At 39.3% G+C, this 13,863-nt stretch carries 10 protein-coding genes; 5 read left to right on the plus strand and 5 right to left on the minus strand.

The features are described from left to right. Window positions 1-146 precede the first annotated feature (146 nt). Window positions 147-950, plus strand: coding sequence for a divergent polysaccharide deacetylase family protein (locus tag NV377_RS01035; RefSeq protein ID WP_373425796.1), 804 nt, complete (start codon window positions 147-149; stop codon window positions 948-950). Here the strand turns inward: NV377_RS01035 and NV377_RS01040 are convergent. Further along, entirely contained in the window at window positions 927-1,706 is a 780-nt protein-coding gene (locus tag NV377_RS01040) for an N-acetylmuramoyl-L-alanine amidase family protein (protein WP_258199324.1), read from the minus strand. The two genes, NV377_RS01035 and NV377_RS01040, sit on opposite strands and share 24 nt — an antisense overlap. Window positions 1,707-1,849: 143 nt before the next feature. Here NV377_RS01040 and NV377_RS01045 point away from each other — a divergent pair, with 143 nt between their 5' ends. Beyond that, window positions 1,850-2,041 (plus strand): YqzE family protein, encoded by a 192-nt coding sequence (locus tag NV377_RS01045; protein ID WP_258199325.1) that lies wholly within the window; start codon window positions 1,850-1,852, stop codon window positions 2,039-2,041. 5 nt (window positions 2,042-2,046) lie between these two features. On the opposite strand, the gene NV377_RS01050 is transcribed toward NV377_RS01045, so the two are convergent. From NV377_RS01050 to NV377_RS01060, 3 genes are all read right to left on the minus strand, one after another. After that, window positions 2,047-2,901, minus strand: a complete 855-nt coding sequence (locus tag NV377_RS01050) for a hypothetical protein (RefSeq protein WP_258199326.1) — start codon at window positions 2,899-2,901, stop codon at window positions 2,047-2,049. Window positions 2,902-3,022: 121 nt separating this feature from the next. Further along, window positions 3,023-3,949: a YqhG family protein gene (locus NV377_RS01055; protein ID WP_258199327.1), complete on the minus strand. Its 927-nt coding sequence runs from the start codon at window positions 3,947-3,949 to the stop codon at window positions 3,023-3,025. A gap of 188 nt (window positions 3,950-4,137) precedes the next feature. After that, the gene (locus NV377_RS01060) at window positions 4,138-5,871 is read right to left on the minus strand and encodes a DEAD/DEAH box helicase (protein ID WP_258199328.1); all 1,734 of its coding nucleotides are present in this window, start codon (window positions 5,869-5,871) and stop codon (window positions 4,138-4,140) included. Between the two features lie 308 nt (window positions 5,872-6,179). Between NV377_RS01060 and NV377_RS01065 the strand changes: the two genes are divergently transcribed. Together NV377_RS01065 and NV377_RS01070 are read left to right on the plus strand one after the other, a co-directional pair. Then, window positions 6,180-8,789 (plus strand): adenosylcobalamin-dependent ribonucleoside-diphosphate reductase, encoded by a 2,610-nt coding sequence (locus tag NV377_RS01065; RefSeq protein WP_258199329.1) that lies wholly within the window; start codon window positions 6,180-6,182, stop codon window positions 8,787-8,789. Between the two features lie 312 nt (window positions 8,790-9,101). After that, a complete protein-coding gene (locus tag NV377_RS01070; protein WP_258199330.1) occupies window positions 9,102-11,228 on the plus strand; it encodes a transglycosylase domain-containing protein in 2,127 nt (708 codons plus the stop codon). Between the two features lie 627 nt (window positions 11,229-11,855). Here NV377_RS01070 and hisB read toward each other — a convergent pair. Beyond that, on the minus strand, window positions 11,856-12,440 hold the full coding sequence (gene hisB, locus NV377_RS01075) for an imidazoleglycerol-phosphate dehydratase HisB (protein WP_258200331.1): 585 nt from the start codon (window positions 12,438-12,440) through the stop codon (window positions 11,856-11,858). A gap of 762 nt (window positions 12,441-13,202) precedes the next feature. On the opposite strand from hisB, the gene NV377_RS01080 reads away from it, so the two are divergent. Next, window positions 13,203-13,670 (plus strand): GNAT family N-acetyltransferase, encoded by a 468-nt coding sequence (locus NV377_RS01080; RefSeq protein WP_258199331.1) that lies wholly within the window; start codon window positions 13,203-13,205, stop codon window positions 13,668-13,670. Window positions 13,671-13,863: the final 193 nt, after the last annotated feature.

A 13,863-nucleotide genomic window follows, 5' to 3' on the forward strand; every position in this document is an offset into this window, starting at 1 on the left:
TCCAATGGAATTGGATAATGATTATGAAGCAGGATCAGAGAAAGTAATATACTCTCTGATCCTGCTTCTTTTTGTATTCATACATAAGCTATTGGAAATAGGACAATATAATGACATATTTTACGGAAATGAAAGGTGATTATATGATGAAGTCAGGTAAAAAACTATCGATAGGTATTATTGCATTAATGATCGCGATCACGTTCTATATGGAAGGACAAGAGAAAGTATACAGTGAGAATATAAAATCCGGGACTCATCTGATGGCAATTGTCATTGATGATCTAGGCAACGATATGGACGGAACAGAAGCGATTTTAAAATTAGATATTCCTATAACGGTAGCTGTAATGCCGTTTCTTCCTTCGTCGACAAAGGATGCTGAAGCAGCATATCAAGCAGGTCATGAAGTTATCGTTCATATGCCAATGGAACCAAACAAAGGTTTGAAAAAATGGTTAGGACCTGGAGCTCTAACAGCAGATCTTACGGATGAAGAAGTAAGGCAAAAGGTAGAACAAGCTATTGATAATATACCTCATGCTGTCGGTATGAATAATCATATGGGTTCTAAGATTACTTCCAACGAACGTATTATGCGAATCGTCTTGCAAGTGTGCAAAGAACGTAATTTGTACTATTTAGATAGTAAAACGACATACCAATCCGTTGTTGCAAAGGTAGCGACTGAGTTAGGCGTGCCTTATGCGGAAAATCAGTTATTTCTAGATGATGTATATAGTGCAGAGCATGTTCACAAACAAATGCAGAAAGCGTACGCTCTAATGGAACGTCAAGAAAATACGGTCATGATAGGACATGTTGGTGCACCAGGTAAATATACATCGAGTGAAATTTTACGTTCTATTCCACAATTTGCACAACGTGGCCAGCTCGTACGTGTAAGTGAATTAATACTTTTTAACTTAATTGATCCAGAGGTAATGTAGCACTCCACTTGCAATTGCAGAAGCAATTTTTGTCTGTTCATTACTCGTGACAAGACGTTCGCGATCAGCAGCATTACTAATAAAGCCTAACTCCACAAGAACGGCAGGAGACTTTATATATTTAAGTAAATAGAATGTTTTTACTGGCACCACATGTTTAGATGTTCCAAATAATTCATTCATAGGCGCTTGAATATTGTTTGCTAACAATGAACTTTCTCCTGTGTGCTGATGTAAAACAAGTGGGCCGTTTGCTCTTGCATTAGGAGCGGCATTGACATGTAAGCTAATGAAGATGACATGTTCAATCTCTCGTGTTAAACCCATCCGTTGTGATAAATCTTTAAGATGACGTGATGATGTTTTATGCCAATCATTATCTTCACTTAATGCATAATCACCTGTACGATTTAATATCGTGGGAATACCATTACTTTGTAATATGGCATATAACTTTTTGGCAACAGCCAAATTAATGTCTTTTTCCAAAATGTTTTGATATGATGCACCACCATCAATACCTCCGTGGCCAGCATCAATGATTACAGCAGTCGTTGGGAACATAATTTCTGTATAAGCCCCATCTATATTTGTTAATCTTGATAATTCAGCATCTACGTAATGCAACGAAGCGGCATCCTCATTAGTATCTGTTGACCAGATAACGCTCGAAGCTTGAATTGTATTTGGGGAGCAACTAATTATTACTATGAGTAGACAAATTGCAATGCTAAGTAATAAACAATGGTTTTTCATCCTATCCCAGCCTCTCTTTAACCAATCAAGTCAATATTGCTTTAGGATGGCTTGCATTGATTAGTTTCATTCATGAATGGTCTGGACATGAAGGGGCAATACTTAATGTATGAAGCTACAAAATGATTAGGAGGCGATGGATAATGGGTAAGATAACAGGCCAAGAATATGTACAGTATATAACAGAACAGCTTGTGGAATATATCGAAACGCCAGTTGCAGATCGTAAACAAGCAAAAAAAGAAGCCAAAGCTACAAAAGAGCAATGGCTACCGAAATGGTTTGGAGTTGGTGGAGCATCTCTGTTAATGTGGATTAAGAAAAAAGATCAATAATTGCATTATTGTGGTTTATAAAAATTTCCTTGTTGCAGTAAGTAGTCGAATGGAATGAATCGTCTCATATTTTCATCGTCTTGTTGTAGTTCGATATATAGATCGAATAATTCCCATTCGTGGTAACCTGTTACGGAGTAGATAGCTTCGACTTGATCGCTCCAGATAGAACTTGTATATCGTAATTGACTTCCGAATTCGATCAAGTTTTCGATAGATGTATCATCTTCGAATTCCGAATTCAAGGCAGTTGTAGTTAGCCAAGGCATAACGTCATAAGGAGCAAAGTATGATTGATATTCATATCCAGTTAATAAGGCATGAGAGAACGCTATTCCATGCCTTATTTGCTTTTGTGTAGAAACTTTTGCTGCAATTAAATGTTTTGAACCTAGGTCATATTGCTCCGAAGTAAATGGTTCGAAATACTGATTAGTATTGTTCACTTGTTGCGATACGACCATATGTAATGGATCGTAATAACGTAATTTATATCTATTAGTAGATAAGTATTGTAGAGAGTCATCTGAGCCTAATCCATATTCCCCTAGTACATAACCACCTTTACCATCACTATGTATAACCATATATCCGATTGTACCTAGTTTACTGTGTTGAATTAACATTAACCAACTATGTGTCCCCGGACCGAGTGGAGATACTGTAAGCTCCGCCTCTTTCCAACTTTCAAAATCTGGTTGATTGGCTAGTTCATCAACCCATAACTCTCCTTGGTCTTTAACTGATAGTGAATGAACTTTAGCATGAATAGTTCCCGAAGCCATTATAGATAAATTACTGCAAAGCAGGAAAGCGACCATTACTCTAATGATCAGTTTAGATATTGATTTGTTATGCATGATATCACCTCATTAGAAGTATAGTGGACAAGCTTCAAGAAGACTGTTATATATTGTCATCCATATGCATTGTCCTGAGTTCTATTTTTGCCGATAAGATGAATAAGACGTCATATAGCCACTAATCAATGCCATCCAAATGAAATAATCCGCAGTTTATGACGGATACAGTTATTCTTGGTTCGTATTGCCAACGAATTTCTTCTTCGCGTTTTTGAATTAAGCTTCGAACATGCTCACGACGCTCATCATCTTCAGCATGTTCGAGCATAGGCTCGTAATAACTTGCCAATCTTGCAAGTTCTTCGATAAGTCTTGTCTGAGCGTCTTCTGCCCAACGATAGTCGTAATTTTTTAATTTGCGCTCAATCGTTTGTTCTGCAATCGATAATGCTTTTGCATAGGCAATACCGTTTTTAGCGATATGAATATTTGGCGGGATACGAGGAGAGAGCTTAATTTGCTCTAGCCGCCCTTGAAATGATTCTACGCAGTGACCTGTTACGAGTGAAATACCTAGACTATGAATTTCTTCTCGCTTGCGGTCGGAACTGAATTCCACACAATAATTAACACCAAGCCATACTGTATATGGTCTGGAGGCATAAGGATGTAGTGCTTTCGCGTTAGGCTCTTGGAATAGGCAAACATAGCTACCATTGTCTTGGGTCGATTGAAAGAGTTGCTCGAGACGACCAGAACCATAATGCAGATGTTCCCTTGGTACACGCGCAATTGGTTTCGGGACAAGTCCGTACGCTCTTTCAAAGCTTGATTCCTCAAATGTTTTTGCAACGGGATCTACAACCGGAGTAGACTCGATTAATTCATTATATTTATCATCGTCGGTTACAAACAGAAAGCTCATCGTCTCTGGAGTTTCGTTGACCCGATCGATAAAACTCCAGTAATAATATCTATTTGTTAGTTCACGATCTGCTGCTGGAGATAACTTAACTTTGAAATGATATGGCGATTTCTCGAGAATAGAGCATTGCGTTGCTTCTAAGTATCGCTGTACAAATCGATGAATCTCTTTGCTGTTCATAGTGACCCTCCTAAAACTTTTCATTGAGCTTCTATGGTCAACTTCTCTGCGATGAAAAGTTGCATCGTAAGCATAATCTAAAACTTTTCATTGAGTTTCTATGAGCAACTTCTCTGCAATGAAAAGTTGCATCGTAAGCATAGCCAAACTTTTTATAACAACTTCTCAGCAATGAAAAGTTACTTCGGTTATGGTTTGACTTGTTGCTTCATCTCGTGAATCGTACTTCCTATGACGTTAAGCTCTTCTTGCAGTTGCTTTTCATCTTGAGATTTTAGAATAGCCCTCGCGAGACGCTGTTCAATCGAGCCGTCACGACTTTCTAATTTTTCAAGAATATGATCCAAACCACCGATAACTAGCTCAAAGAGGTTAATCTTCTCATGTAATAGATGCAAAATATGTTCCTCAATGGTTCCTTGTGTACATAGATTGAAAATATGAACATCATGAGTTTGTCCAAGACGATGAACACGCCCAATTCGTTGTTCTACACGCATAGGATTCCACGGTAGATCAAAGTTAATCATATGGTGACAGAATTGCAGATTGATTCCCTCTCCGCCTGCTTCAGTAGCGATAAGTACTCTCGTATTTCCACGAAACAGATCCATCATCCAGTCTTTCTTACCTCTGTTCATACCACCGCGATAAGGAACAGCTGAGATGCCGTTTGCTTGGAAAAATTGCAATAAATACTCTTGTGTAGCACGGTATTCTGTGAACAAGATTACTTTCTCATCGCAATTTTGAATGAGTTCAAGTGCTTTATCAGCTTTTGAGTTAGAAGTAATGCTACGAATTTTCTCAACAATATCCCAAATTTGTGCTCGCATCGGAGATTCTTCGCTTGTTTTCTTAAACATATTGACGAGCGTAAGAAATACAGCATCTCGACTACTACAAACTTCTCGTTGTAATGTGACAAGTGATAACATACTGCTCATATCTATGGTGTCATCTTGTGCACGTTGTTTTACAAAGTTCGTCACTGCATCATAAAGTGCTTGTTCTTCGGTAGATAGCTGTAGCGTAATATTTTTAACAATACGCTTTGTAAAATGAATACCACCATCACCACGGCGATTACGAATCATAATGGAGGAAAGGACATCTTGAAGCTGATCTTCATTTTTCGGGATGCGTTTATCCACAACATAATTGCTAGTGAAATCGCTCTGTGCTCCTAGCTGACCTGGTTTTAATAGAGATATAAGATTAAATAACTCATCCAGATCGTTTTGAATCGGCGTGGCAGTAAGTAATAGACAATATTTTTTGCTTAATTGAGTAGCGAACTGATAGTTGGTTGTTTTTTTGTTTTTTAATTTATGAGCTTCATCAATAATAATTAGATCATAATCTGTTGCTAGTACTGCTTCACGATGAGGATCACGCTTAGCAGTATCAATGGAAGCCACAACAATATCATAGCCCCAAGAGTGTGCTTTTTTTTGAGCGACAGCACTAATACCGAATTTTTGATTAAGTTCTCTTACCCATTGCAATACTAACGAGGCAGGAACAAGAATTAAGGCACGTTTAACAAGACCACGGACAATATATTCTTTCAATATAAGACCAGCCTCTATTGTCTTTCCTAATCCGACTTCATCAGCTAGAATAGCTCTTCCGCCCATTTCATGTAACACTCGTTGAGCTGTATCCAATTGATGCGGCATCGGTTCTAGTGCGGGAAGCGAACGTAAACATTGTAGCTCTTCAAAACTATCTATGACGGTAGCTTGTTTAGCTTCCATCGCTAATTGATACATTGCCCATTGATCCCATGGCCCATTTTGTTCGATGCGTTGTTGTAACTGATGGAACCACTGTCGTTCGAACGTCGTTTGAACTGCTGGATGAATAAGCTTTTGGACGACTTCTTCTTCTGGTTGTGATGGTATAAGACGATTATTCATAGTTGCTCCTTTATTATTGGATAATATTTTCTATCATTCCCCAAATGGCAAAAACATAATCTTTCAATAAGCAGGGTAGCTTAATCATTCGACCTAAGTGACATTAATCATTGGCTCATTCATCTAAACAGCCCAGATTTATGGTATGAAACAAGTACTAGCAGCATTGACTCGTTGACGAAAAGTGAATAGTTATGTAGTCAAAGTACCTGTAATAAAAACTTCATAAATTATTAATTTAAACTATATATAGTATGTTATAATAATTTTATTACTACATATAGTAATATTGAAGAGGGGTGACTAATATGAACCGTTTAGAAGGATTAAGTGAGAAAATATTTTTGGATAGATATGCTCGCAAAAATGCTGAAGCATCAAAGGTAGAAGTTGGTGATACTGTACTAGTATTATTGAAAGACGATCTCGCATTTCCTGTAAAGGAAGCAGGCGAAATATTGTCACGTCAAGGTGAGCAAGTTGAAGTGAAATTGCGTAATGGTGACATTGTTCAATCCACGATCAGTAAACTAACACATACAATAGAGAAAACTCCTGAAGAAATGTGGTCTAGACTTGCTGGCGCGATGTCATCTGTTGAAGACGAGGACAAGCAAGCATTATGGCAAGAAAGATTTCAATATATATTAGATGATTGGAAATTAGTTCCTGGTGGACGTATAGCTGCAGGAGCCGGTGCAAGTGATGAATTAACATTATTCAACTGCTACGTCATTCCATCACCGAAGGATAGTCGTGGTGGCATTATGTCTACATTGACAGAAATGACAGAGATTATGGCTCGAGGCGGTGGTGTAGGTATTAATCTATCTTCATTACGTCCGAAAAGAGCAGTTGTTGTTGGCGTCAATGGTTCATCCAGTGGTGCTGTATCTTGGGGGGGATTATTCAGTTATACAACTGGATTAATCGAACAAGGTGGTAGTCGTCGCGGCGCGTTGATGCTAATGATCAATGACTGGCATCCAGATGTACAAGAATTTATTACAGTGAAACAGTCGATGGGCAAGATTACGAATGCTAATTTATCCGTATGCGTGAGCGATGGATTTATGGAGGCTGTTAAGCAAGATAGCGACTGGGATCTGGTATTCCCTGATACGACAGAAGCAGGATACGATGATCTATGGGATGGCGATCTAGAAGCTTGGAAAGCATTAGGTAAGAAAGTTATCGTTCATAAGACAGTTAAAGCACGTGAAATATGGTCAGCTATTATTGAATCTGCTTGGAAATCAGCAGAACCAGGTGTAGTGTTTATGGAACGCTACAATAATATGTCTAACAGTTGGTACTTTAATCCGATTATTGCGACTAATCCGTGCGGAGAACAAGGATTACCTGCATGGGGAGTATGTAACTTATCTGCAATTAATTTATCTAAGTTCTATGATGAAGAGAATGATGATGTTGCTTGGAATGAACTTGCGAAAGTGACGAATTGGGCTGTAAGATTCCTTGATAATGTGATCGACAGAACACCATATCACTTCCCTGAAAATGAGCTGAATCAGAAAAAAGAACGTCGCATCGGGCTTGGAACGATGGGTCTAGCGGAATTGATGATTAAGCTGAAAGTTCGATATGGATCATCTGAATCTTTAGATTTCCTTGATAAATTATATGGATTTATGGCGAAGGAAGCATATTTAGCCTCAGCCGAAATTGCTGCCGATAAAGGTAGCTTTACAGCGTTTGATCGTGAGTTGTATTTGCAAAGCGGATTTATGAAGAACATTATTGCTGAATTCCCGGAAGTGCAAGCAGCAATAGAAGCAACAGGTATGCGTAATGTAACGGTAATTACACAAGCACCAACAGGAAGCACTGGAACAATGGTGGGGACTTCTACTGGTATTGAGCCTTATTTTGCTTTTGAATATTACCGTCAAAGTCGTTTAGGATTCGATGTTCAGTATGTACCAATTGCACAGCAATGGCTCGATGCTCATCCGAATGAGCAATTACCTGACTACTTCGTAACAGCAATGACGCTTACAGCTGAAGATCATATTCAAGTTCAAGCTGCCATTCAACGCTGGGTGGATAGCTCTATTTCTAAGACTGCGAATTGTCCTAATGACTTTACAGTTGAGGAAACTGAAAAGTTGTATGAGCTGGCTTATGAGTTAGGCTGTAAAGGGGTAACGATTTACCGGGATGGCAGTCGCGACGTTCAAGTGTTATCTACCGCACCAAGTAAGGATGAAGCGAAGAAAGAGAAGATAGTTACAGCAGATTCTGAGAAAGAAGCTATTAGTGGCTTAGAACAACAATCACTTTCATTAAATGGACAGTCTGAAGGACCAATTGGTATCAGTGGTAAAGTAGTCGCTACTAATAATGAAGATCGTCAATATAAACGTCGTCCGCAAGTATTGAAAGGGGCAACGTATCGTATGAATACGCCACTTGGTATGGCGTACATTACCATTAATGATCTCGATGACGTTCCTTCAGAAATTTTCTTAATCGTGGGTAAAGCTGGGTCAGATGTATTTGCGATGGCAGAAGCGCTTGGTCGAGTTTGCTCATTATTCCTACGATATGGCGAGCATGGCAATAAAGTGGCATTACTTATTAAGCATTTGAAAGGTATTGGCGGCACTGGAGCGATAGGATTTGGTAACAATCGTGTTGAGTCAATTGCTGATGCTGTGGCGAAGGCATTGGAAATGCATTTACAAGCAAATGTTGTTGAGCCTGAATATGAACAAATGGAGCTTGCAGGGGAGTTTCTAAGCGTAGATATCGTACCGCACGCCGCAACAAGTGTAGTGCATCAGCATGGATTGCACGATAGCATTGATCTTTGCCCATCCTGTGGATTAGCGACGCTGATTAATATTGAGGGATGTAAGCAATGCAGCTCTTGTGGCTATAGTAAATGTAATTGAGTAGTGGCTAGGCTAGAGACTATATTCACAGAAAAATATAATCGACGTTTAAGGTGCATCGTGTTTCCAGATGCACCTTCTTTGCGAATTTATGTAATCAGTAGTATATAGCTACCTAGAATTGAAAAGAGGAGATAGCAATGTGGAACTTTAATTATTACCTAATCCAAAGAAAAATATAATTTATGTATTTAATATAATATCATAAAACTTTATGACAAAATATTAATTTGACTATCATTCGATTGCTCCCCATTATTATAGAATATCGTTAGCTCTGAGAGCTATCTTTTGCTTTAGTGGGAGGCATCTATGATTAAACATAATTTACATAAAAGCCAAGGAACCAGCCGGAGGCTCTCCGGCATTTTTAAGTTGCTGAAGCGATTCCGAATATGGATCATCGGGATCGTGCTTATACTTACTTCGCTATTAGCAATCGGGGCCTATTGGATACATAGTCTTGATATCGCCAAGTTAGTCGTTCCTATATCTGCTCCGACCCAATTCATAGATCGGTACGGAGAGGTTAGTTCCGAGGTCACTTCTGCAAAAATCGAATATGTGCCGATCGATCAAGTTCCGCTGCATCTCCAGCAGGCGATCATCGCGGTCGAAGATAAGAGATATTATGATCACACCGGAGTAGACATCTTCGGAATTGTTCGAGCAACTTTCCGTAATGCAAAGGAAGGCGGTGCAGTACAAGGCGGAAGCACGATTACTCAGCAGCTTGCTAAGAACGTATTTTTAACGGGTGAAAAAACATTCTCGCGCAAGCTGACGGAAGCTGCTTATGCACTCAAGATCGAGGCACTTTATGATAAGGACCAAATTCTCGAAATGTATTTGAATCAAATTTATTTTGGAGAAGGCCAATGGGGAGTGCAAAGGGCAGCCAAGCGGTATTTCGGCAAACAAACGAGGGATTTGACGTTGGCCGAGAGCGCTTTGCTTGCCGCATTACCGAAAGCACCAAGTCGATATTCTCCGCTTAAGAATAAGGAAATCGCTTTGGAGCGTCGCAACCTCGTGCTAGGTTTAATGAAAGATGAGGGTTTTATCTCCGAAATAGATTATGAACACGCCAAAGCAGAACCGATTAATGCGCTGAAGGAAATTCCTCAGGAACAGGTCAACCATTTGCTAGGTCAATACGCTTCATATATGGATGAAGTAATCGAAGAGGCCATTCGTGTATATGGATTTACCGAGCGTCAAATGCTTGCTGGAAATCTACTCATCTACACAGAGCTGGATCCTGCGGTTCAGAACGCAATGGAAGAAACATACCGCAATGAATCCCTGTTCCCAGAAAGTGCATCCGACCAACTACTGCAGAGCGGGGCAGTCATCATGGATCCGTCTACTGGGGGGGTACGCGGAATTGTTGGGCAGAGAGGAGAGCATACATTCCGTGGTTTCAATCATGCTACACAGCTTGTTAGGCAACCCGGATCGGTATTCAAACCATTAATCGTCTACGCGCCTGCTATGGAAAGAGGGTACGATAAAAATTCACAGTTGTATGATGGTCCATTGGATATTCAGGGTTACCGACCTAATAACGTGGATCACCTGACTTTAGGGCAAGTATCGCTCCAAGAGGCGGTTATCCAATCCAGAAATATTCCTGCGGTATGGCTATTGAACGAAATTGGACTTACTACCGGAATAGAGTTTGTAGAGAAACTCGGTATTCCGCTAGTAGAGGAAGATCGTAATTTAAGTGTGGCGCTGGGCGGATTGTCTCAAGGAGTGTCTCCACTTCAAATCGCGCAGGGCTATAGTGTGTTCCCTAATCTTGGAGTACAGGTTCAAGCGCATACGATTACAAAAATTACAACTGTGGACGGACAAGTTTTAGTTGAGGCCAAGCACCAACCGGTTAAAGTTATGTCTCCGGAGAACGCTTATGCAATGACTGAAGTACTGCAAGATGTTGTGAGGGAAGGTACAGGAAAGAATGCGGCAATCGATCGTACTGTGGCTGGGAAAACGGGATCGACGCAGCTTCCGCAGAATAAACAGTTCGAAGGGATCGCAGGCGGTGTTAAAGATGCATGGTTTGTCGGCTATACGCCAGAGCTGGTAGGGGCGATTTGGCTAGGCTACGATCTCACGGATAGCAATCATTATTTGACAACATCCGGCGGTCAATACCCTGCTTTAATTTTCAGCGAAATGATGTCCTTAGCCTTAAAGGATGTTCCTGCATCTGAGTTTAAACGTCCTATACGCGAACAACCGAAAGAAAAAGAGAGTACTATTATTGGCAATAAAACAAATCAGGGAAATAAAAAAGAGAAGAAAGAGGAAGAGAAAAAGAAGAAAGAAGAAGAGAAAAAGAAGAAAGAAGAAAAGAAGAAAGAAGAAAAGAAGAAAGAAGAAAAGAAAAAGAAGAAAGAAGAAGAGAAAAGAAAGAATACAGAAAAATAGAAAATATGAATCCTATGACCTGCGAACTACGGTAGTTCCTTGTTGACTGACCTCTCATTTGACGGGATCAGCCTTATTTTATATAGTGACGGATTATTATCCTTTGTATTTCGAATTACAATCTAATACTGCAAGCTCAACAACAGGTTAGGCATCGCCCTATTATTACTGTATGTGTTAACTCTGCCTATTCGACACATGTGGAGTATTGCTCACTGTTGGTTAGAAAAAACTAATAATGGAGATGTATTGGCGTATATAGCAACGGAGCGGGTACAGTCTCGCTTCTTTTTTTGACTATATATATCTTTAGGTGAGGCTAGAGACAGTTGGACAGTCGTCCTTTGTTATACCCTAGCCAGTGCCTGACGGAGAATTTATTGTTCATTAGCAGTGGTTAAGGCTTGTCATACCCGCCTGGAAATTTTACGAATATCCTCTTGTACGCACATGGAAGCCTTACCTTAAATTAGAGCCAGTATGTTAACGGTGAGAGCCTTCAAGAAAATATTGGCTCTCAATCACCTAATTCAACTATCGTTCTTCGTAAGCGTAGTCGTCTGATGTCCAAAGAAATCAATTTCTCTCCCATAATTTTTTACACGTAAGCGTCTACACTTATTTTTGTCATATTGATAACGTACCCTTCGTAGACGGAATAACATCGCCTGTTATCCTAATTGCTTTCTTCAACGCATCGCCGAATGCCACGAAAATTGCCTCATTTATATGGTGTGTATTTCTGCCGTATTTCAAATTGATGTGCATGGTTATTCCGCTATTATGCGCTACAGCGACAAAAAACTCTTCGGTTAATTCGGTTTCAAACTCGCCTACTCGTGTTGAATGCATTTCCACGTTAATCACTAAAAAGGAGCGATTAGATATACTCAAATCCACTATTGCTAAGCTCTCATCCATAGGTATACGCGAACTACCATAACGGTTTATGCCTTTTTTATCCCCTATAGCCTTTTTGATTGCTTGCCCCAAGCATATTCCAATGTCTTCAACCGTGTGATGCCCATCTATCTCTAAATCACCTTTACAATCCACATTTAGTTTTATTCCTGCCCTAAAAGCAAAAAGCATGAGCATATGGTTAAAGAATCCAATCCCCGTGTTGATGTTGCCTTCACTGTATTCATCGAGATTAAGCTCCAGTTTAATTTCTGTTTCTTTTGTTTTTCTGTTAATTAATGCCTCCCGCACCATAAAAAACTCCCTTCCTAACTGAGGTTTTGTCTTTGGAAATTGCTAGCCTAATGAATTCGATTAAGACCACATCCTTTATCGCTTTACTCCTCTAATATATTATTGTAATAAATTAATAATGTAAAGTTATGTAAGCCGGTCGACCACGCTAAACTCCCATTAGCTTAATGCCCACTCTTAATAATGCAGTTCACAGCTTAAACAAACCAATTCGAATAACAACAGCTTTGTTATGTATCAACTTGGATACGTGAGGGCTCTCTAAGAGTATTCCTAGAGGTGAAGGGTTTTGATATTGTCAATATCCTTTGACATTTAAAAGAGGGTGTGCGTTTAATACATACCCTTTCAACTTTGAATTATTAAATCCATCCAGAATAACTAAGTGTGGCCTATGCCATAGGAGAGAACCTCCCCAGTTGGGGGTTATTTCATTTTTACAACTTAAATCAAACTTGCAACGGCCATAAAGAGTGAAGAAGATATTTTTTCATAGATTCGAATATAAACAATTTTTAACGAGGAGAGGGATAGATTATGATGTCGGGAAACCAAGAATGGATTAATGATAGACTTATCAGAAAGGCAACTCAGTACGCTTACGGTGAGTCGAAATTTTTTATGCCGTTACCCCATGTCGGCTCCTATTCAAATATACAAAATAACAGTTAATTGTCAGGTTGTTTTTAGTCGCTCAATTACTGTAGACTCTAGGACAGATATAACACGATGTCTATCATTGTGGAGGGGGCTTAGTTTGTGGAATTTAGAGAAATATCATGGGACAACTTTATTGAATGTATTGAACTACAAGTTACAGAGGAACAGAAACTCTTTATCTCATCTAATCAACATGCACTCGCAGAAGCTTATATTGCTTCCAAAGAGGGTCAGGTCATTACTACATTTGCTATTTATAAACATGAAAAGATGGTTGGCTTTATTATGATGTATTATGACGATGGAAATGGCAATTTCGAATACGGCAGTTATGGAGTTTTTAAAATCATAATTGATTGGCGATATCAGGGCAAAGGGTATGGTAAAGAGGCCATGGTAAAAGCTATAGAATTTTTTAAGGCATCTAATTATGGAAAAGCTAGGGTAGTTGAACTAACGTATAAACCTGAAAACCTAGTTGCAAAAAATCTATATACATCGCTAGGTTTTGTTGAAACAGGGAATATAAACCCTTCTGGTGAAGTATATGTTGAATCTCTCCTATAGCCCGTTAAGCTCCTATTAAAATTTAGTTTGAAGCAACTGTAAAGAGACAATAGTAAAGAAGACGCAGCTGTAACAACAGAACCGAGCTTAACATTGGATCCATCTAGCACTTATTGAATACCTTCAGCTTCAAGTAAGTTGACAATCTTCCTCTAAAATCCCCCGACTTTCCTTAGCAGTCTTGACAGATTTA

Source organism: Paenibacillus endoradicis (assembly GCF_024721975.1).

Excerpts from the sequence above, each read along its gene's own strand:
- NV377_RS01050 (WP_258199326.1), bottom strand. The coding sequence starts at position 2,901 with ATGCATAACAAATCAATATCTAAACTGATCATTAGAGTAATGGTCGCT.
- NV377_RS01055 (WP_258199327.1), bottom strand. The coding sequence starts at position 3,949 with ATGAACAGCAAAGAGATTCATCGATTTGTACAGCGATACTTAGAAGCA.
- NV377_RS01035 (WP_373425796.1), top strand. The coding sequence starts at position 147 with ATGAAGTCAGGTAAAAAACTATCGATAGGTATTATTGCATTAATGATC.
- NV377_RS01065 (WP_258199329.1), top strand. The coding sequence starts at position 6,180 with ATGAACCGTTTAGAAGGATTAAGTGAGAAAATATTTTTGGATAGATAT.
- NV377_RS01060 (WP_258199328.1), bottom strand. The coding sequence starts at position 5,871 with ATGAATAATCGTCTTATACCATCACAACCAGAAGAAGAAGTCGTCCAA.
- NV377_RS01070 (WP_258199330.1), top strand. The coding sequence starts at position 9,102 with ATGATTAAACATAATTTACATAAAAGCCAAGGAACCAGCCGGAGGCTC.
- NV377_RS01040 (WP_258199324.1), bottom strand. The coding sequence starts at position 1,706 with ATGAAAAACCATTGTTTATTACTTAGCATTGCAATTTGTCTACTCATA.
- NV377_RS01045 (WP_258199325.1), top strand. The coding sequence starts at position 1,850 with ATGGGTAAGATAACAGGCCAAGAATATGTACAGTATATAACAGAACAG.